General features: G+C 47.3%; 11 protein-coding genes. 6 read left to right on the top strand and 5 right to left on the bottom strand.

Going from position 1 to position 20945, the window contains the following annotated elements; translation table 11 throughout:
• The first annotated feature begins 204 nt into the window (after positions 1-204).
• Genes AABK39_RS23175 through AABK39_RS23160 form a run of 4 tightly spaced genes read left to right on the top strand, consistent with a single transcriptional unit; the run spans position 205 to position 7476 of the window.
• Complete coding sequence (locus AABK39_RS23175) at positions 205-3600, top strand: SusC/RagA family TonB-linked outer membrane protein (RefSeq protein ID WP_338395389.1); 3396 nt, start codon at positions 205-207, stop codon at positions 3598-3600.
• Between the two features lie 22 nt (positions 3601-3622).
• Positions 3623-5152: a RagB/SusD family nutrient uptake outer membrane protein gene (locus tag AABK39_RS23170; protein ID WP_338395388.1), complete on the top strand. Its 1530-nt coding sequence runs from the start codon at positions 3623-3625 to the stop codon at positions 5150-5152.
• Positions 5153-5186: 34 nt separating this feature from the next.
• The gene (locus tag AABK39_RS23165) at positions 5187-6083 is read left to right on the top strand and encodes a substrate import-associated zinc metallohydrolase lipoprotein (RefSeq protein ID WP_338395387.1); all 897 of its coding nucleotides are present in this window, start codon (positions 5187-5189) and stop codon (positions 6081-6083) included.
• A 10-nt stretch (positions 6084-6093) separates the two neighbouring features.
• Positions 6094-7476, top strand: a complete 1383-nt coding sequence (locus tag AABK39_RS23160) for a DUF4302 domain-containing protein (protein ID WP_338395386.1) — start codon at positions 6094-6096, stop codon at positions 7474-7476.
• Positions 7477-7578: 102 nt separating this feature from the next.
• On the opposite strand, the gene AABK39_RS23155 is transcribed toward AABK39_RS23160, so the two are convergent.
• On the bottom strand, positions 7579-8937 hold the full coding sequence (locus tag AABK39_RS23155; protein ID WP_338395385.1) for an anaerobic sulfatase-maturation protein: 1359 nt from the start codon (positions 8935-8937) through the stop codon (positions 7579-7581).
• Between the two features lie 297 nt (positions 8938-9234).
• Here AABK39_RS23155 and AABK39_RS23150 point away from each other — a divergent pair, with 297 nt between their 5' ends.
• Together AABK39_RS23150 and AABK39_RS23145 are read left to right on the top strand one after the other, a co-directional pair.
• On the top strand, positions 9235-9687 hold the full coding sequence (locus AABK39_RS23150) for a hypothetical protein (protein ID WP_338395384.1): 453 nt from the start codon (positions 9235-9237) through the stop codon (positions 9685-9687).
• A 112-nt stretch (positions 9688-9799) separates the two neighbouring features.
• Positions 9800-11425 carry a hypothetical protein gene (locus AABK39_RS23145; RefSeq protein ID WP_338395383.1) on the top strand — a complete coding sequence of 542 codons (1626 nt, stop codon included), beginning with the start codon at positions 9800-9802 and terminating at the stop codon, positions 11423-11425.
• A gap of 29 nt (positions 11426-11454) precedes the next feature.
• Here AABK39_RS23145 and AABK39_RS23140 read toward each other — a convergent pair whose 3' ends face one another.
• From AABK39_RS23140 to AABK39_RS23125, 4 genes are all read right to left on the bottom strand, one after another.
• A complete protein-coding gene (locus AABK39_RS23140; protein ID WP_338395382.1) occupies positions 11455-12375 on the bottom strand; it encodes a homoserine kinase in 921 nt (306 codons plus the stop codon).
• 79 nt (positions 12376-12454) lie between these two features.
• The gene (lacZ, locus tag AABK39_RS23135; protein ID WP_338395381.1) at positions 12455-15631 is read right to left on the bottom strand and encodes a beta-galactosidase, LacZ type; all 3177 of its coding nucleotides are present in this window, start codon (positions 15629-15631) and stop codon (positions 12455-12457) included.
• A gap of 133 nt (positions 15632-15764) precedes the next feature.
• Positions 15765-17207, bottom strand: a complete 1443-nt coding sequence (locus AABK39_RS23130; protein WP_338395380.1) for a RagB/SusD family nutrient uptake outer membrane protein — start codon at positions 17205-17207, stop codon at positions 15765-15767.
• A 13-nt stretch (positions 17208-17220) separates the two neighbouring features.
• Complete coding sequence (locus AABK39_RS23125; RefSeq protein WP_338395379.1) at positions 17221-20376, bottom strand: SusC/RagA family TonB-linked outer membrane protein; 3156 nt, start codon at positions 20374-20376, stop codon at positions 17221-17223.
• Positions 20377-20945 lie beyond the last annotated feature (569 nt).

The following is a 20945-nucleotide window of genomic DNA, read 5'->3' as shown; positions in this document are numbered from 1 at the left end:
TACGAATAAAAATTAACAACTCCGTTTATGTTATATTTATTTCTATTTTAAATATTAATTTATATTTTACCAACACAACATATTGTCATTTTAACAAAGCCAGAAAAATCATCAACAGAAATAAAATGACACTCCGGCCGGTCAAATCCTATCGGTAGCGGAAGCTCTCAAACTCATACAGAAACCCTAACAAAAAAAGCTACTATGGTAAAACCACTATCTTTTTTAAAAAGCAAAAAGTGGCTACTCTGCACGGGTATTTACCTTGGCTGTAGTATGGCACCGGCCTTTCCGCCAATGGCCTTTGCTAATGGGGAACGATCCGAAAAGCCCCAACAGACCAAGAAAACCGTAAGAGGTAAAGTCCTTGACGAAAACGGCGAAGGCCTACCCGGCGCCACCGTTTCGATCCAATCGTCCGGCATAGGCGTAGCCACAGGACTCAACGGAGAATTTTCACTGGAAGCCTCCGGGTCTGATATTATCGTATTCAAATTCATCGGATACCAAGACGTAACCCGCCCGGCTTCGGCCTTGTTCGGAAAGGAATTCTCAATCCGGCTGGAACCCGAAGCGAAGTTGCTCAAAGACGTCGTTGTGACGGGATTCCAAGAGGTGGACAGAAAGCTGTTTACGGGAGCCGCCGCTTTCGTTTCAATGAAAGACGTTAAGATCGAGGGCGTACCCGATGCGTCACGAATGCTCGAAGGCCGAGTAGCCGGTGTTTCCGTCGATAATGTTTCAGGAAGTTTCGGTACCGCACCTCGTATCCTGATCCGTGGTAACGCCTCGCTCAACGGCTCAAACAAACCCCTCTGGGTTGTGGACGGCGTTGTGGTCGAAGACATCGTGGAAGTCAGTTCGGACGACCTCTCATCCGGCGACGCGCGCACGCTGATCAGTTCCAGCATCGCGGGCCTGAACCCCGACGATATCGCTTCTTTCGAGGTTCTGAAAGACGCATCGGCCACCGCACTTTACGGTGCCCGAGCCATGAACGGCGTAATCGCCGTAACGACCAAACGAGGCAAGAGCGGACGGACTTCCGTAAATTATTCGGGAAGTTATTCCCTGCGTCGCCGGCCTCATTACGGGCAATTCAACATCATGAATTCCCAGCAGGAAATGTCCGTTTACCGTGATTTGGTAAACAAAGGCTGGATCGATGCGACCACTGCGGCCAGAGCCAAAAACTTCGGCGTAGTCGGAAAAATGTACGATCTGATAGCCAAGAAACAGATTCCTTGGGATTATGACGGGCTCGGCAACAATGATTTCCTGCGCCAATACGAAGGAGCGAATACCGATTGGTTCGATCTTCTTTTTAAAGATTCCTTTACGCAACAGCATTCCGTAAGCTTGACATCGGGCAACGAAAAATCCCGCTACTATGTCTCGCTCGGTTACCTTAACGACAACGGCCAAACCGTCGCCGACGAAGTGGAACGCTATACGCTCTCGACAAGGGCCGACTTCAACGTCACGGACAAGTTCGATGTGGGAATAAACCTTACCGGAAGCATCCGCGACCAAAAAGCGCCGGGCACCACCAGCCGTGAATTCAACGCCATTGACGGAACATTCACCCGCGAATTCGACATCAACCCGTTGGGTTACGCCCTAAATACGGCCAGAAGCATGAGGCCTTACGACTCAGATGGAGAGTTGGAGTATTTCAGGCGCAATTACGCTCCTTTCAACATCATCAATGAATTGAACAACAACTATTTGGGAATCGACGTAATGGACCTCTCGCTCCAAGCGGATTTGAAGTACGCCATTACTGACAACCTGAAAATCAGCTCAACACTCCAATACCGTCGGGCGGCGACTCGCCGGGAGCATCGGATTAAAGATAAATCGAACCAAGCGGAGGCTTACAGAGCCAATTCGACCCAGATAATCAGTGACGCCAACCAGTATCTGTTTACGGACCCTGACAAGCCGAATACCAATCCGCAAAGCATCCTTCCTTCTGGCGGGTTCTACAATCTTTCGGAAAATATTCTGGATAGTTACTATGTCAGAAACCTGATTTCTTGGGATCCAAAGATCGGAGACGCGCACGAATTCGCCATCCTCGCCGGGCAAGAAATTCGATTGGCCAACCGCCAAGAAAGCGGTTTTGACGGATGGGGATTCCAATACGAACGCGGTGGCGTGGTTGTCACTAACCCGCAAGCTATCCGGGCCAATGTATTGAACGGAAACGATTACTTTGACATGCGCGAGTTCCGCGACCGTTTTATGGGCTTGTTCTTCTCGGCCGGATATACTTTCCGCCAAAAATACATGCTCAACTTCACCACACGCTACGACGGGTCAAACCAATTGGGAAAAACCAACAAGTCCCGTTTCTTCCCCACTTGGAATGTCAGTGGCGCCTGGAACATTTCCGAAGAAGGATTCATGGAGTCCGTCGATTGGATCGACAGGCTGAAAGTAAAAGCCACTTACGGACTTTCCGGAAGTATGGGGCCTCTCACAGCCGCCGAGCTTGACACAAGAGGCGTAGTACCGCAACGCCCGACAATCGGCGACCGGGAAACCGTTCTCGCAATCCAGAATCTGGCGAATGAAGATCTTACTTGGGAAAAACTCAACGAATTCAACGCCGGCGTGGAGTTCGACCTGTTCCAAGGCCGAATCGGCGGTGGAGTGGAGTTTTACCAGCGCCGTTCACATGATCTGATCGGCTATGTCGAAACTTCAGGTATCGGCGGACAAGGCAACAAACTCGGAAACCGATTCGATATGGATTCGCACGGTATTGAGCTTACGCTGAATGCCACGCCACTTGAAATCGGCGATTTTTCTTGGGCCACCAGCGTGACTTGGGGTTATAACAAAAACGAAATCACTAGTCTCGACCTTGCGCCTACAATCGCTTCAGCGGTAAAAGCTGAAGGCGATGCCATGCTGGGCAAAGCTCGTCGCGGACTTTACTCCGTCCGCTACGCAGGGCTAAACAACCAAGGCATTCCAACTTTCTACGGGGCGGAAGGAAAAGTAGTCCAGGAAATTTATCTGCAAGATCGCATCGACGAATTCCAAGAACTGACTTACGAAGGCTCAGTAGACCCGATCGCCAACGGAGGTTGGGTAAACAGCTTCCGCTACGGACGCTTCAGCCTCATGGTCAATATCACTTACAGATACGGCAACAAAATCAGGCTGAATGACCTTTATCCCCGTTCATTCGATGATTTCAGCGCCTTGCCAAAAGAATTCGCAGACCGCTGGGCACTTCCTGGCGACGAGGCCGTCACCGATATTCCCGCAATCGTAGACCGACGAACGGATCTGAATATCGGCAATGCCGGCGTCAACCCATTCCAGCTCTATAACAAGTCGGACATCCGTGTCGCCGACGGTTCTTTTGTTCGACTCAAAAACGTGACCGTCTCCTACACTTTATCCCCAGCCCTACTGGAAAGACTCGGATTGCGCACAGGAAAAATCTCATTGCAAGGCAACAACTTGGCGCTTCTGTATTCGGATGACAAGCTAAACGGACAAGATCCCGAATTCTTCAACTCAGGCGGTGTGGCACTGCCCGTCCCGACCATGTATACCATGAGTGTGAATTTCGGATTCTGATAAGCCCTAGACGACCAATATCATGAAGAAAATAAAATATATAATTACCGGAATGCTTTTGGCCGGACTCGGGGCCTGCTCCAGCTTTTTGGACGAAGTCCCCGACAACCGTGTCGAAATCAACGATCTGGACAAAGCCGCCGAGCTAACCGCCAGCGCTTACTCGCAAGGCGCTTACCTGTTCACGGAATGGATGAGTGACAACGCCGACAGAGTTCAAGGCATCGGTATTGAAGACGTGGTGGACGACGCCTACCGTTGGCAAGACGGCTCGACTGACGGACAGGACTCTCCGGAATATTTCTGGAACCAGACCTATACGGCCATCGCCCACGCTAACGAGGTGCTTGCGGTTATAGACAACCTTCCCGGAAACGAGGAAAAACGGAACGCTATCCGCGGTGAGGCTTTGGTTACTCGAGCTTACCATCACTTTCTGTTGGTCTCGATATTCGCCAAAACTTACAATAGCCAGACTTCGGCCTCCGATCTCGGAATTCCTTACGTAACGGAACCGGAACGAGAGCTCATCAAGAATTATGATCGAGGTACCGTCGCTGGCGTTTACGAGAAGATCTCCCAAGACTTGGAAGAAGGGATACCTTTGATACGTGACGAGTTTTATAAAGGCACGGGCAAATATCACTTCACTGCCGCGGCCGCTCACGCTTTCGCAAGCAGATTTTATCTGTTTATGGGGGATTTGGCAAAGTCGGTACAACATGCTAATACTGTTCTTGGCCAAGACCCAAGCAGCATGATTCGGGACTACCCAAAGATCATCGATGATCAACAGGGAGGTACACACCTCACGCAACTGTATACGTCACCTGACGAACCTGCAAACCTTCTGCTTGTCTACAAGCATACCGTCTACCTATACCAATCCAGACACGGATACGGGCTTTCTACCCCGTTATTCAACGATATATTTTTGGGCGGAGGCCCTACGGGCGGTACGGATTCCAGATTGGAATTATACTTCTCCTTGGCCTCTGGAGCTGGTGTTCGTTTTCCCAAATACGAGTATTTATTCGAAAAGGAAAATCTAGCCTCTGAGACTGGTCTACCCACCACAGCGCAAGTTGAGTTGAGAGGGGAAGAAGTAGTGTTCAACCGTATGGAGGCTATGAGCCATATCACAGGCATCACAAAAGACACCGTGTACCTTGCCGTGGCTGTTAACGACATGAACGCCTTTATCGCAAAACGCTACAAAGGGGCCGGCAAGCTTGCGATCTCCGATCTTTGGAACACCGTTATTGCCGACGAAGGCTTCGAACCCGACTATATCCCAACGGCCGCGGACACAGCAAAACTCAACGGCGAAATGGCAAACTTGATGTTGGGTCTTACGATCGGCGAAAAAAGGAAAGAGTTTGTACAAGAAGGTCAACGCTGGTGGGATGTGCTCCGCTACGGAATCCCCGTATCGCACAACACTGCCGTAAGCGGAGAAGCGCCTTTAGTACTCGCTCCCGACGATCCCCGCAGAGTGGTGCAGATTCCGAAACCCGCGACAGCTTTAGGGCTTCCTGCCAACCCAAGGTAATGCGTTTCTATTTCTAACGAGACAATTTTCTACAATGAAAAAAATATCGAAACATATAAAAAGGCTACCGCTCCTGTTGGTCCCGATTTTAATCGGATTACAAGGTTGCTATGAAGACGAATCCATTACATTAGGCGACCTACCGACCCAAACAGCTCCGGTAACCAATCTTGACAAGTTTCTCTTTGCGGAGTTCCAGCAAAAACACAATTGCATGGTGCGCTACAAGTTCGTTGACCGCTACGTTGACGATTCGAAGAGAGTCACCCCGCCGGACAAGGATATCGTAGGACCGTACATGACGTTTGTGCGCGACTATTGGGCCGGGCCGTTTTACCAAACCGATGCCGGAAGCAACGAGCTTATCCATAAGCATTATCCGGCCGAAATCGTCTTGATCGGTTCGCCGATGTATAACCAAGACGGAACCGTGACGCTCGGTACCGCCGACGCAGGCGTTAGGATTACCCTGACCGAAGTGAATAACTTCAATTTGAACAACACTAGCTGGATACGTCGCCAATTGCATGTGATGCAACACGAATTCACGCATATAATCCACCAGAATTACGATTTGCCTAACGGCTACCAGAAGATTTCCGAAGGGGATTACAGCGGTCCGGCCTGGACTATCAAAACCGACGAGGAAATGCTGAAACTGGGCTTTGTGACACCTTACGCTTCCAATAATCCCAATGAGGATTTCGCAGAACTGGTAGCGCATATCCTCACCATGGGAGCCGATGGGTTCAACGCCAAGTACATCGATATTACCGGAGAAACGGATCCCGATATTATCAAAGGAAAGCTCACGATCAAGGAAAAATATGAGTCCGCCGTGAAATACTATCGCGAAAAACTCAATATCGACCTCGAGAACCTACAAGCTAACGCTTGGGCAAAAATAACGGGAACTTCTCAATCAAACTAAACTGAAGCAGATGAGAAAACATATAAATATATGGCTGTTACTCTTGGCTTTCGTCGCCTTTTCCTGCCAGGACGAGGACGCCGAAATCTTTGACGAGGCCCCCGAAACAAGAATCGCCAACCTGATCGCCGAGTACAACGGCGTGTTGCAAAAGCCTGACAAAGGCTGGAAGATGGTTTACTCGCCCGCACCGGGTTACGGAGCGTTTACGGTGTTGGTAAAATTCAAAGCCGACGGCCTTGTGGAACTCACCGCCGACATCAACGGCTACGAGCAAGGCAAAGAGTCTCATTACCGTGTGGGCAGTTCGCAATTGCCCGAACTCGTTTTCGAAACGCATACGGTATTCCACGAACTTTACGAACTCGGGCAAAGTACCTTCGGTGCTGAATTCGAATTCTATTTCGACAGCGTGGAAGACAACAAGGTTATGGTTAGGAGCAAATCCGATAGCCAGAACAACCCGACGCAGATAGAAATGATACCGGCCACGGAGCAGGATTGGCAATTGATGAGCAAGCGTATCGAATACGCCAAATACCTCGAAGGCCTTCCCTATTTCACGTACATGACCATAGGCGAAAACACTTTTGATGTTCAAACCAATACGTTGGTCAGGTTGCTAACTTTGGAAACTGTCACAGAGGGCAAAACCACCGGGCAAAAAACAAATGTCCCATACGCTTTGACCACGGAAGGCTTGGTGACAATGGCCGACGCCCAACTTCCCGGCGGTGGCGTATTGCCGGCCGGAACCCTTATCGGCAGTGATGACCTGACCGCTACGACACTAAATATCAAGAGCCCGGAAGGCCAAGAAATCGGCCAGATGATAAGCGCCCATTATGTTCCGTACGGTTTCTATTCGAATCCGTTCCAAGGGTATGATGTCGGGTCATTCGGGGATTTCGATCCTTCATTCTTCGCCAGTCTTTCGGATGTAACCAGTATGGCCGTCACCTCTGCGTTTCAGTCCATTATATTGGTTGACCGGGCCACCGGCGAGTTCACCCAATCTTTCGATAAGGTTGAGCAAATTCCTGAATACGTGATTCTCAGAATACTCTGGAACTTCCAAACAGGCGAAGGCCTATTGGCATTGATGTTACGTAACGATGCCGGGGAGTCACGCTTCGAGACCCTCCCGATTGCCGTACAATCGGATGCGGCAACAAGCAGGGCTAGAGTTCTTCCGACAGGTGGCCATAGCTTCTCCGAAGAAAACCTTGCCGCAATCGCTCCATTTCTCAATCAATTCCTCGGGAAATTCTTTACCGTAAAATTCGCTTCTCGTCGAGCTTACAGCAACGCATACGTCTTTAATTTCGATTGGATAAGCGCCGATAACAGCGCCGACAGGATCACGTGGCAGTCAATCTATTTCTATCCTTAATTCTTTTAGGGTGAATAAAACATCCTAATAAAAATAGAAAGCCGGTAATGACATCAAGTGTATCATTACCGGCTTCTTTTATTCAATGGAATTATCTCCGAATTATTTTTTTCCGCAACAACGCTTATAGCGTTTTCCGCTACCGCACGGACAGCTACTGTTACGGCCGATCGCTCTGGCTTGTCCCTCCTGCTTCGGTTTTGGCGGGATAAAAGTGGTGTTCGATTGGTCTTGGGCCCTTACCCATTCCATCACGTTTGCCGGCGGACGTTCGTTACGAAGTTCGTTCGCCATAAAACGCATATACGGATCGATATGCTTGAAGAAATGGTAATATCCTTCGCAAAGGTAATTCTGCCCGAATTCGTCATGGATAGATTTCCCGACACGGTTTTTCGGACATCCCCCGTTACATACAAACCGTACTTCGCAGTCTTGGCACTGGCGGGTAAGCGTAGCGCTTTTATCTTCGCCGAAACGTTTCTGAGGTTTTGACCAAACCATCGAGTGCAGAGGTCTTTCGAGGATATTTCCAAGCTTGTATTCCGGATAAACGAAGTGGTCACAAGAATAAACGTCTCCGTTGTGTTCCATTACCAGTGCCTCTCCACAATCCTTTTTGAATATGCACAACGGCGGTTCCATGCCCAACCACCCCGACAAGGCGATGTCCACAATCTGTACGAAATGTTTTCCGACATCCTTACGCACCCATTCGTCGAAGATTTTCGAGAGAAAAACGCCATACTGCTTCCCGTCAACCGACCATTCGGCCACACGGGCGCCACCTTTGTAAGTCGGATTCACAAGTTGAAGATCCACTTCGGCGTCATCCGCTATTCGTTCCACAATAGGAATAAATTGCATAAACGTACTGCCGATTTCCTTCAGGAAGTTATATACCTTCAGCGGATGCTCTTGGTTCAACGAGTTTACCACGGTCAGCGTATTGAACTCCGCCCCGTGTTTTTTCAAATAGCCAAGACCACGCATCACTTGCTCGAAACTTCCCTTGCCACCTTTGTTATAGCGGAAAGGATCATGAAGTTCCTCCGGTCCGTCCACAGAAAGTCCGATAAGGAATTGCTCTTTAGCGAAGAATTCTCCCCACTCGTCATTCAAAAGCGTGCCGTTGGTCTGGAAAGCGTTGGTGATCTGTTTTCCGTTGGCGTACTTTTTCTGAAGTTCCACCACTTTGCGGAAATAATCGACACCCAGCAACGTAGGCTCACCGCCCTGCCAGGCAAACTCTACAACCGGAACCTCCTGTGACTCGATATTCTGTCTTATATATTCTTCCAGCACGGGCCCGGACATCCTGAATTTGTCCGTCTTGCTATAAAGGTTCTCTTTCTCCAGATAGTAACAATAAGTGCAATCCAGATTGCATATAGGCCCCATCGGCTTCGACATAATGTGGAATGCCTTCGGCCTTTGGGTAGGTCTAGTCAAATCTTCCATAAGAAAAAATTTTGTTATCGGCCCCGAAGGGCTCTGTGCCCTTTAGTCGTCAAGGCAAAAGGCTACTTGCGACAAAAGAAATTCCCGTCAACTCACTCAGCGCAGTGCATCAAGCGCAAACAATATTACCAAATATTGCCCTCATATGAAACTCCCGAACATCCGCACACACGTTCAATAGACATTCGTAACCAAAGCTGTCGAATATTTATAGAAACACAACGCCGCTAAAAACCGATCCCTTATATTTGCCATAAAGCAATTCCCTATCATCAATTTTCAACTTAACATTTAACTATGTATCAATTTCTTCTTTATACTCACTCCTGGGTGCGCTGGATAGTTCTCGCTTTAGGCCTTATTGTCATAGTCAAATCATATTCGGGTTGGTTCAGCAAAAAAGGATACGGTAAAGCCGACAACGCTTTGGCCGCCGCTTGGGTAGGCTTTGTATTGCTTAACGCCGTAGTCGGAATCGTACTTTATTTCGGGTACAGCCCTCTTACCAAAACGGCTTTGGCCGATTTTGGCGCCGCGATGAAAAACGCCAACCTCAGATTTTGGGCAGTAGAGCACTCGACAATTATGATTCTCGCCTCGATCATGGCGCAAGTGGCCCGAATCAGGATTAAGAAGGTAAGAAGCGATGTCAAAAAATTTAAACTCTCGGCTATTCTCTATACCGTTGCCTTGGTGTTTATCCTAGCGGGTATTCCATGGGACCAAGCCGTGCGTTTGTTCCGTTTCTAAAAGTTTTTTTGGAACAAAATAGACACTAACCGCAACAAATCGTTGCGGTTTTTTTGTAAAACAAGGCATGAACATTGGCCGATTGGATTTAGCCGGAATACTTTGACCAGCCTTGTTCAGCAAAATCACCCGAAAAAGAAAAGAATCGACTCCCGAGAAGTCGAAAGGGATAAGCCGATTGCCTCCTATCCAAAATCCGGAGCCGATCCAATGCGCCCGTATGACCGTAGGTGCAAGGGAATGGTACGGAAACAAAAGAACACCTCCGCCCGGCCAGAAAAAGCGCTTTGTCAGAACGAATATCCGCAAAGCCATACTTGTCCCGGTTACGTCAAGCTACCCGCACCTGACTATTGATATCGACTCCGTCCAGTACTTCAGAAAGCGAGAAGAAGTGGAGTTGCATATCACGAAGATGCACTTTTCCAGATCAAAAAAAGGCACCCGTATTTTTTTCGAAGAAGTATCGCCCGGCGTGTTTCAAGCCACCAACCCCGACGCAGAAACGCCTTCACTAATCGGTCAAGCAAACGCATGGTTGCGTAAAGCAAAATTTCCCTTTACGCTAACCATTGCCCCCGAAGATTTACCTCAGGCCGAGGCCGAACCGACAAGCCCAACTGTCGAAGAAATCCCACCCGGAGCCCAAGCGATTGAAGCCCCAATAGAAGCCCTTAACCTGGACGAGAAAGAAGAAGGCGGAGCCAAAAAGAAAAAGAAGAAGAAAAAGAAAGCCCCGAAAGTGGCCGTAGAGGATTTCTTCGACGAATCCATCTTGGAAGAGGAAGTCAAGTTTATGGATTTGCCCGCAAGGCTGGGAATCGCTTCGATGCGCGAACTGTCACTGCACGACCTTCAGCGCATGTTGAGTTTCGAGATCGATATGATCGCCTATGTTTCGAAAGAAAAAATGGCCGAACACCAAGCCACCTCTAACAAAAGCTCCCAGGCTTTGGACTTGGAACTGAACCACCACTTCCTACTAACCAGAGTAAGAGGCCAACAACGTAGCGACTGGAAATTTGTGGAAGAAATGTACCCGAAACTCCTAAAGATGAGCGTACCCGACGTTTCCGAATACCAGTTTTCGGATTTGCTTCCGCCCAAACTCAGGGAGGTTCCCGAAATGTCGAAACACGACCAGATACTCTTTGGCACCTCGCTGAAAATGGTTTCGAAGATTTACGGAATCATGATCACCCAAGTCCGGACAAACGAACTGTATTACAACACTTGGCACCTACTGAACTTTTTGGTCAACCTGGCTTCGCATGACAACCGGTTTTTCCTGCAAATGCTCTTGGTGAATTTGCTTGGCAAGATCGGTGTAATATGGGGAGAAGCGCCTTCTGAAAATATGGTCGACATTTTCCGAAGCCAGTTCTCGAACCCCGAAGCCATCGACGACTACGCCGACGAGATGGAGGAATTTTGGGACGGAACCATCGGTGATATCTGCGAACTTATGGCACAAGTCGTACACCTTTTCCGAAAATTCGAAGGACTGACGGAAGAGGACCATAAAAGCCTAGACCTACAAGCGACAAAGCTTGAGATTCCAAGCAAAGAAAAACTCAAAGGAATGGCGTCGGAACAAGGGTTTACGCATTTACAGAAAATTCAATATTTCGATCCTTCGATCGCGAATATGGAAGCCCTTCTCGACGCTAAAAAGCAACAGCCTGTAGCCTCGGCGGGACCGACAGTGGTAAGAACAAAAAAGAAGAAAAGGAAATAGAATCACCTATCCCCTTTTCCTGAATCTTTTTATAATATAATTTCTTGAAGGTCCGACTCCAACAGATTTATCCTATCGCAAAGCTCCCTTACTCTTGATTCCTGCCTTTCGTTCGGAACGTCTACAAGATCGTTTTGCAAATGCCAAGTCAGCATGGCATGAGCACCTCTTTTGATATAATCCGGTAGCCATTTTAATTCTTCGGAACTTAACGGTCTTATCTTTTGGTATTCATTCAAATAAGAATCAAGCAATTCGGAAGAGAGCCTATTTTCCTTAAAACAGAATCCATTTATAGCCACGCCGACTTCAAAAAGAAGATTCTCATAACAAGCCTCTTCAAAGTCGATAATAGCGCTAAGTTTATTTCCGTTAAAAAGGGTATTATCCGTAAAAATATCGCCATGTACCAAGCCTTTCGGTAAATCGGCGTGATATGCCTCCCTGAGTTTTTCCGTTTGTTCAATATAGAAATCGAATATATCCGGCTTTGGGTTTTTGGACTCCGGAATTCTGGCCAGTACCTGCTCACAGCATTCCCAGTCGAGATAATTCTGTTTTATCTTCTCTTCCGGATTGGGAAACAACCCGATTTTCGCGGAAGCGTTTCCTATCTCTTTTGCGGTTTCGATATTCGCTTCAGGTTCCGATCCCGATATAAAATCGTAAAAAACGAAATACCCAGCGGATGAATCCGAAATTAACGATCCGTCTTTTCTGGCGATAGGATAAGCGGCTGGGAAATCAAGGCTTTTAAGGCCTTTTAAAACCCAAAGTTCGTATTCGATATTTTCGAGTGGTTGCTGTTTGCAAAGCCTCGCCAGAAAAACTCCCTTATCGGTTTCCAACCGGTAATTTTCATTTGCGAAACCGGAAGACAGCCTTTTGGCGTTTATAAATACTCCCAAATCATATGACTTGAGAAGTCGTTCAAAATCTAAATCCGCCATATATATTTTATTTTAAAGAAAAGCTCGAAACGCATTAACGCCCCGAGCTTTTCCGATCTATTTTTCTTTATATTTTTAATTAAGTCGGAGTGTCGGATTTCCGGATCCGCTTTTTGCTCAATTGTACCACGTTCTGCTTATTCACGTTTACCGGCGACAAGCTGAACTGGAATTTCATCCGTTTCGGATAAAGCGTATATTTTTCCAAAGCCTTGGCTCCCCAGCTATTGTCTCCGCCAACTCCGGTATGCTCAAAGTCCAGATACAGGGCAGAGTACATCTTCGGTTTCACGTCGATGCTGTGACGGTTTTTATGCCCCGCTCCCGGGTGGTCGATGGCTTTCAGATCATGACGGTGCACGTTGGCGTTGAGGATAGGATCGCCGGTCACGAGCAGGCCGGTTCCGCGGTCTTTGTTATACACGTTCATCCAGCGAACGTCGGTCTTGTTGCCGTATTCCTGAGGACGCGGATAAGGGAAATACTGGTCCCAAACGGATCCTTCGAACAAGCCGATTTCGGCGCTGGTCTTACGGTCACGGTAACTTTCGTGCGGACCGCGACCGAACCATTTCACATGGTCAAACGGCTCACGCAGATGCATCACCATTCCCCAACGAGGCATTTCTGGCAGGGAATCTTTGAGCGGTTCGAGCTTTGTCTCAACATCCACAGTCCCGTTTCCGTAGACGGTGTATTTTACGAACTGATGCGCAATCCCGCCACAGTTATAAGTCACGTCCACGGTCACGACATTCTTTTCCGGGCGGGCATGGTCAAACTTGATCAAACGAAGCGAATCCGAGGCCCTTTTCCATACGGAAGTGCGAGCCGGCATTCCGTTTCCGAGTTCGTTGTCGTTCGGAGCGCGCCAAAAATTCGGTTTTAAGCCCCTGCGGATCAGTTCCCTGTTCTCGTAAATATATGAGCTCAGGCTACCGTCTGTTTTATTGAACGCAAGGCTGAAGTTTTCCGTCTGGATTTTAAATTCGGCGGACATATCATCATAAGTGATCACAGGAAGCGACTCACGGTCGATATAGATTTTGCCCGACTTAATCGGAAGCTGGTATTGGTCCCATGCCACCAGGTGGTTTTCGGGAACAAGGTTCCGCTCCGTTTTGGTGAAATACGAGACTTTCAGGAAGTACTCCGTTCCCGGCTTCGCTCCGTAAACTACCGGTACCTTAAAATCGGCGGTATCGCCCGGCGCCAAATCAATATCTTTTAGCTCGCCTTTACGGATGATTTTTCCGTCGGCCATCAGCTCATATTTGCCGGCGAATTCGGAAAGATTGCGGAAAGCGTGTTTGTTGATCACTTTCATCTTTCCGTTGCGTATGTTTTCAGGAATTACCTTTATCGGTTGGTAAACCTTTTTCACCTCGTTGATATGCGGTTTCGGCGTACGGTCGGCCAATACCAAGCCGTTGAGGCAGAAGGTGGTGTCGTTATCCACTTCGCCGTGTTTGAAGTCGCCACCGTAAGCCCAATATTCCTTACCGCGTACGTTTTTCTTAAGCAGTCCTTGGTCTACCCAATCCCAAATAAAACCGCCTTGAAGCTGCGGGTATTTTTCGAAAACATCCCAATAATCCTGCAAATTACCTACGCTGTTACCCATGGCGTGAGCGTATTCGCAAAGGATCAACGGCCTGTCTTGATATTTCTGAACATAACGCTCCATCTTGGCCGCCGTGTAATACATCGGGGCACGGATGTCGGAGTAGTTGGTGTATTGCGCCATCTCGTACTGTACCGGACGGGTTTTGTCACGGTTCTTGGCCCAAAGGTATCCTTGGCGGAAGTTGTGTCCCATTCCGGCTTCGTTGCCCAAAGACCAAGTGACGATACACGGCTGGTTTTTGTCGCGTTCCACCATCCGGATCACACGATCCACATGCGCAAGTTCCCAATCCGGGTTATTGGCCAAAGTCTTAGTGGTGTCGCCGATATGCCAACCGTGCGATTCCACGTTCGCCTCGTCGATCACGTACAAACCGTAGCGGTTACAGAGGCTGTACCATTTCGGGTCGTTCGGATAATGACTCAGGCGAACAGAGTTAATATTATAAGCCTTCATCAGGCGGATGTCCTCGATCATCGAAGCCTCGTCGACCACGTGACCGTTCACAGGATCATGTTCGTGACGGTTTACGCCACGGATATAGACGGCCTTTCCGTTAACCAAAAACTGCCCGCCCTTGGTCTCTACAGTCCGGAAACCTACGTCTTGCGTAAACGATCCCGTCACGTTTCCTTTTCCGTCTTTTACGTTTACCAAAAGCGTATACAGATCGGGGGTCTCTGCTGTCCACTGCGCAGGGTCTTCCACCAATTTCTGGAAGTTGACGTCCAAAGTGTCTCCCGAAGCGAATTCGCCGATATCTTTTTTGAGCTTAAAAACCTCGTCATAACCTTTCAGCAAAATGGCTTCGACCTGCCCATTGGCTTTCGACCCCGAAGCGTTTACCATCCGGATATCGAGATTGAATTTACCGTGCCGGTAATTCTCATCCAGATTGGAAGTCACGAAAAAGTCATCAACCCGAACTGCGGGTTGCGAATACAGATAAACATCGCGCTCGATACCGCTGACACGCCAGAAATCCTGATCTTCCAGATAACTGCCGTCGCTCCAACGGTATACCTCCAGGGCAAGCTTGTTTTTCCCTTTACGGATCTTGTCCGTAATATCAAATTCCCCCGGAAGCTTTGAGCCCTGGCTATAGCCAATTTTCTCGCCGTTGAGCCAAACATAAAAAGCGGACTTTACCGCCCCGAAATGAATAACGGTACGGCGTCCGTCCCAACCTTCCGGCGCTTCGAACTCACGAACGTAAGAGCCTACCGGATTGTAGTCATTGGGAATATAAGGAGGCTCGGGCTTGAAAGGGTACTCCACATCAAGATAATGCGGAACGCCGTAGCCCTTGAGCTCCCAGTTCGACGGCACGTCGATGTCTTTCCAGCGCGACAGGTCGTAGCCTTCCTTATAAAAATCCACCGGACGATCAGCCGGCTTTCTTACCCAGTTGAATTTCCAGGTTCCGTTAAGCGAACGGTAATATTTCGATTTTGAAGGCTCGGCGCCCACCGCAAGTTCCTCAGACTCGAACGAGAAAAACGTCGCCCGGGCCGGGAGTTTATTGACCTGGATAACCGAAGGGTCTTCCCAGTCGTGTGGCTCGCGGTTAGGTCCGCAGGCAAAGCAACTGACCAACGCAAGCAACAGCAAGTATTTGCAACGTAACATGAGAACTGTTTTGTAGTGAAAAAGCTGTAACAAGTCGGCGTACCCGTTTCGGAAGGCGAAAAAACCGTCGCCAACAAAAAAGAAAGCCTGACCGTATAAAGTTACCGCCAGGCTTTCGAGATGTCAAGGGTTTTTAGAATTTGGGAGTTGGATCAACCAAATTGTTTTCATCATACTCTACCGCAGGTATTGGGAAGTAATTATGCTTTCCTTCTTCAAAATTTACTGCACCAGGGTGACCTCCCTCTACAGACAACGCTTGTTTAGGATTTCCCCAACGTACAAGATCATAGAAACGATGACCTTCCCCAAGGAGCTCCAGCATACGCTGTTTCTTAATCTCAGTTCTTATTTCGGCCTGAGCCCCGCTGAAGTTACCAAGACCAGCTCGTGAACGAACTTGGTTAAGGGCCGCCAAAGCCGGACCTGTCTGATTTTGCTCATTCAACGCTTCCGCATTCATCAAAAGAACATCCGCATAACGCATCAAGATATAATCAGTCCCACTCTTACCTGTGTTGACGATATCCATACTCTCGACATACTTAGCAAGCATTCTCATATTTTCATCATCGAAGTCAACCGTCTCACCCTCCAAAGTACCTCCATCTAACAAGACCGACGCATCTTTTCTGATATCATTTGCCTCATAACTATTGGTCGCAAACTCTGACACTCTCACTAGATTCCAACCATTCTTTTCCCCTGGAACCAAAGCTAGGCCCAAGTTTGAATGCTGACTTGTATTTGCATCTATTGAGAACTTCGATACAAAAATCGACTCTTTATTCTGCTCATTCGTACCATTAAACAAGCTCCTAAAATTGTCTTCCAGACCATAGCCCGTCACTTTAGCAAAAGCCGCTGTAGCTTCAGCCCATTGTTTACGATAGAGGTGGAACTTTCCAAGATAGGCCCAAGCAGCACCTGAGGTAGCTCTTCCATAATTGTTGTCATCCCACTTTGCAGGCAAGCCATTTGCGGCGGCGGTGAATTCCCTTACGAAGTATTCGTCAATTTCAGCTTCTGTAGCCAAGGCCTTATCAATCTGCTCTCCGTTACTCACCACTTCGTCCCTGATAATGACTCCATGAAAATTTTTCCAGATATCGAAATGAGCGTAAGCTTTAAGAAAACGAAACTCTGCTTCAAATTTCGCCTTATCGGCATCAGAAAGCCCTGAAACCCTCCCCATATTTGCCAATGCCTGATTTGACAAATGGATCATGTTATAATTTTTATACCAGATGTTTCTCGGGCTCCACTCATCGTTATTGGTAAAGTTGACCACACGCCCCAAGTACCCATATTGAGTAGCTCCAGGAGCGGCCACAAGGTCATCGCCTCTAAGGTTCTCACACACGAATTCCACCTCGCCAAACTTCCAAGTAAAATAGCTAAGCTGATCATATACGGCTACGGCAAACCGTCTGACATCATCAGGCGTTCTCCAATAGTTGTCTGTCGTGAGTGTATCTGGGCTTGTCTGCTCCAACAAATCCTCGCAAGAGCTAAAAGCAATCCCTGACATGGCTATTAGCGCCAGGATATATTTTTTGAATTTATTTCCAATCATGTTTTCTCCGCTTTTAGAATGTCAACTGCAAACCGATAACGGCTTTTTTAACAACAGGGTAGCGATAGCCACTACCTCCAACCTGATCAAGGCCAATTGGAGCCTCTGGGTCAACCCCTGTAAAGTCAGTGAATGTAAATAGGTTCTCGCCACTTACATAAACCCTTAGCTTCTGAACATTAACCTTGTTAAGTACAGACTTAGGCACTGAATAACCTAAACGAATATTTTTCACACGCAGGAACGAAGCGTCTTCAAGCCAGCGAGAGGAAAGTCTGTTATTGTTGTTAAGATCAATTTTGGTAAGACGCGGAACGCTCGACCCCGTATTGCTTGGACTCCAAGCGTCCAAAAGGTCTGTAGAATAGTTCCTGTCGGGAGTAGATTTTTCCAATCCCTGACGGTCAAAATTGATAAGTTGACGGTCTTCTTCGCCATAAAACAACACCGAAAGGTCAAATCCTTTGTACCCGACCTCAGCTGATAAACCATATACAAAACCAGGCTCCGAACGACCAAGGTATTCGCGGTCATCCGCATTGATAATCCCATCATTATTCTTATCGACGAAACGAACATCACCAGGCTTGGCGAGTGGCTGGATCACTTTCTCTTGGCCACCCTCCAAGGTTGCTTTATGGTTATCAATCTCTTGCTGGTTTTGGAAAATACCATCAGCTTGTATCAAGTAGAAATGTCCAATCGAATAACCAGACTCAGTCACTGTTCCTGTCGAGAAGAACATCTGTTCATCATCTTTGGTAAGCTTCGTTATTTCACTTCTATTGAAAGACAGGTTTCCTTTCACGTCAAAAGTAAAATCGCCTGCCGTTTTGCGATAACCCAATTCAAATTCCCAACCTTTATTAGTCAAGGAGGCTACATTCACAATAGGATCGTTAATACCCGCTGAGCTGGGAACCCCACGACGGGCAAGCAAATCTTCCGTATCATTGTTATAGTAGTTGATCTCGCCATAGAGTTGGCCTTCAAGCGACTCAAAGTCGATACCGATATTCTTTGAGATTGACTTCTCCCAACGATACTCGAGGTTTTCCAAATCGAAAGTAAATGATCCTGAAGAAACCACTTCACCCGTTCCAAATGGATGGCTATATCCCGAATAAACAAGAGCTTGCTTGGTGTAAAGACCGAGTGTCTTTTCACGTCCCAACAAACCATAACTGGCTCTAAGTTTCAAGAAGTTCAAGTACTTAGATGCTGGCTGGAAAAATTCTTCCTCGCTGATTTTCCATCCTGCGGAGACAGAAGGGAAATTACCCCAGCGAGTGTCACGTCCGAATTTAGAAGACGCATCTCTTCTTATCGTAGCCTGAAGCAAGTAGCGACCTTTATAATCGTAATTAAAACGGCTAATCAAACCAACCCGTACTAATTTATCATATCCTCCGCTGGCGGAATACGTAGCGTCACTACCCGCTGAACTTAGCGTTGGCTGTAAAAGCTGAAAGAGAGGATCAACAAATCCAGCCGGCTCATCCTCAGAGTTTTTACCTTGAGCATGCACATTTATAGCCCTACGGTAGCGATCAAAATAAGTAGCACCCGCCATAAGCTTAAGGTTATGATCCCCAAAGCTTTTTTTGTAGGTCACAAACGCATCAGCGTTAATATTTCTTTCATACTGAGCCTTCTCTGTCAGATAGGCAAACAAGTTCCTTTCTTGCTTTCCAAGTTGATATTGGGGAGCGTACTGTTTCCAGAAAGTAATCCTGTTTTCAACACCAAAATTAGACGATATAGTCAAGTCCTTGATCGGGTTGTAAACCATACCGATGTTGGTTACTACCTTATGGTCCTCATACTGATTCTTTTTTAGTTCGGCTTCCCCGACAACATTTGAAAGTGCCACAAAATCATTATAACCCGACTCGCTATCCATGAACCCGTATCCACTTGGGCGACTATCATCGTAAATAGGCATTAATGGTGACAGTTTCCGCGCCTCGCCGTAACGGTATGTTTCCTGATTTCCTTTACGGAAAGTATACGAGACTGTCGGAGTAAACCTCAGTTTGTCTGAGCCGAAGGAGCCTCGCAAACGGAAGTTGTATTTCTTCTGATCAGTATCCAACATGACCCCCTTAATGTCCTGGTACTGAACCGAGGCTCTGTAGTTAGACATCTTTCCGCCGCCACTCACGCCTACACTAACACTTTTGACATGGCCTTTCTGAGTAAGCGCATCCTGCCAATCAGTATTAGCGAATTTGCTGTAGTCAAAATTGTTATCAGCTATATAGTCAGGCATTGCTTCCGCAGAAGCCGGGGTGTCTCTGGCATCATTTTCATATGCTAGTCTCTGAACCTCTCTCCACTGACGCCCGCTAACCAAACTCAATTGATCAATATCCTCCGAAACGGCTGAGAACGTGTTAACATCGATCTTCAGTTTTTCGGCTCTCGTCCCAGACTTAGTCGTAATAAGGATAACACCGTCAGCACCTTGCGTACCGTAAATAGCCGCTGAGGCCGCATCTTTCAAGATCTCAAATGAGGCAATATCATCAGGGTTAAGATCTTCGGGACTACCTTGTACTCCGTCTATAATGTACAACGGGCTTCCGCCTCCAAATGATCCCGTTCCACGAACCTGAATCTGAGGGCTTGCTCCCGGAGCTCCCGAGGATAAAGAGATCCTTGCCCCGGAAATATTACCCTGTAACATCTCCGTTACATTTGTGGCTGCAATCTTATTAACTTTCGCTCCTTTAACAGAAGTCACCGCTCCCGTCAAATCACTCTTCTTCTGCTCTCCATAACCGATCACTACCAGCTCTTCCAGCTCGGTGACGTTCTCGTCCAATGAGATGTCGATTACGCTACGCCCGGCCAGATTGACTTCTTGGGCTTTATAACCCACCGAAGAAACTAAGAGTACAGTCTCAGACGACGGAACCTGAAGTTGGAACGCGCCCGATATATCTGTAATAGTCCCTACACTCGAATCGCTCTTAAGGCGTACGGACACTCCAGGCAATCCCTCACCCTTAGAATCTTTGATAGTGCCGGAAACTTTACGGCTCTGCTGTTGCACAACTTGGAATGGCGAATTCCCTGGTGCGTCGGCTGAAGCACTCTGGGACGAAAAAGCTAAGGACAATAGTATCCCAGCCCCTATCCCGAGGGGTAAAATTTTAGACTTCATATGTGACTGTTTTTAATGTGAAATGGCTGGTGAGGCCACGCTTTCGTTTGCCCTTGGATTTAGTTGATCGGACTTCATCCAAAAGAAAAAACTAATGTATGCTTGAGGAATATCATTTCCCGAATTGAACAGAACGGGAATAAATACAATTTTAATATGCGCAAGAAAAGTTATTCAGTAAATAGGGTTGGTTAATCCCTTTACAAATTGGTCTTGCTTGGTTGAACAATCATTGCTTTAAAGTAAACATTAAGAAATACTCTATCAAAACGTATAATCTCTATTAGATAATATAGTATAAACTTTTGATAACATAGAGCGGGAAAAAGAAAGGAATCTGGAAAAATTCTGATGTTTTCACATAAAAACAAGGACACTTAAGTGTTCTATTTTCCTCACATTAACTCATTTATGTGAACATAAAAGATATATCCCTTGAGAGGGACGAATAATCCCCTGCTTATTTTCAACAGAATAAAACATAAATATATTATGAGGTTTTTGCCATAAAATACATAATACAGAAACTACATAATCTTATCTAACACTTAAGCTGTTTGATATGTGAA

The sequence above is a fragment of the Fulvitalea axinellae genome (genome assembly GCF_036492835.1).
Taxonomy (GTDB): Bacteria; Bacteroidota; Bacteroidia; order Cytophagales; family Cyclobacteriaceae; genus Fulvitalea; species Fulvitalea axinellae.
The sequence above is the reverse complement of the archived record's forward strand: the minus strand, read 5'-3'. Positions and strand labels throughout refer to the sequence as shown.

What these genes read in the sequence shown, in the direction of transcription:
- AABK39_RS23175 (WP_338395389.1), top strand. Translation starts at nt 205, where the DNA reads ATGGTAAAACCACTATCTTTTTTAAAAAGCAAAAAGTGGCTACTCTGC.
- lacZ (WP_338395381.1), bottom strand. Translation starts at nt 15,631, where the DNA reads ATGTTACGTTGCAAATACTTGCTGTTGCTTGCGTTGGTCAGTTGCTTT.
- AABK39_RS23155 (WP_338395385.1), bottom strand. Translation starts at nt 8,937, where the DNA reads ATGGAAGATTTGACTAGACCTACCCAAAGGCCGAAGGCATTCCACATT.
- AABK39_RS23125 (WP_338395379.1), bottom strand. Translation starts at nt 20,376, where the DNA reads ATGAAGTCTAAAATTTTACCCCTCGGGATAGGGGCTGGGATACTATTG.
- AABK39_RS23150 (WP_338395384.1), top strand. Translation starts at nt 9,235, where the DNA reads ATGTATCAATTTCTTCTTTATACTCACTCCTGGGTGCGCTGGATAGTT.
- AABK39_RS23160 (WP_338395386.1), top strand. Translation starts at nt 6,094, where the DNA reads ATGAGAAAACATATAAATATATGGCTGTTACTCTTGGCTTTCGTCGCC.
- AABK39_RS23140 (WP_338395382.1), bottom strand. Translation starts at nt 12,375, where the DNA reads ATGGCGGATTTAGATTTTGAACGACTTCTCAAGTCATATGATTTGGGA.
- AABK39_RS23170 (WP_338395388.1), top strand. Translation starts at nt 3,623, where the DNA reads ATGAAGAAAATAAAATATATAATTACCGGAATGCTTTTGGCCGGACTC.
- AABK39_RS23165 (WP_338395387.1), top strand. Translation starts at nt 5,187, where the DNA reads ATGAAAAAAATATCGAAACATATAAAAAGGCTACCGCTCCTGTTGGTC.
- AABK39_RS23130 (WP_338395380.1), bottom strand. Translation starts at nt 17,207, where the DNA reads ATGATTGGAAATAAATTCAAAAAATATATCCTGGCGCTAATAGCCATG.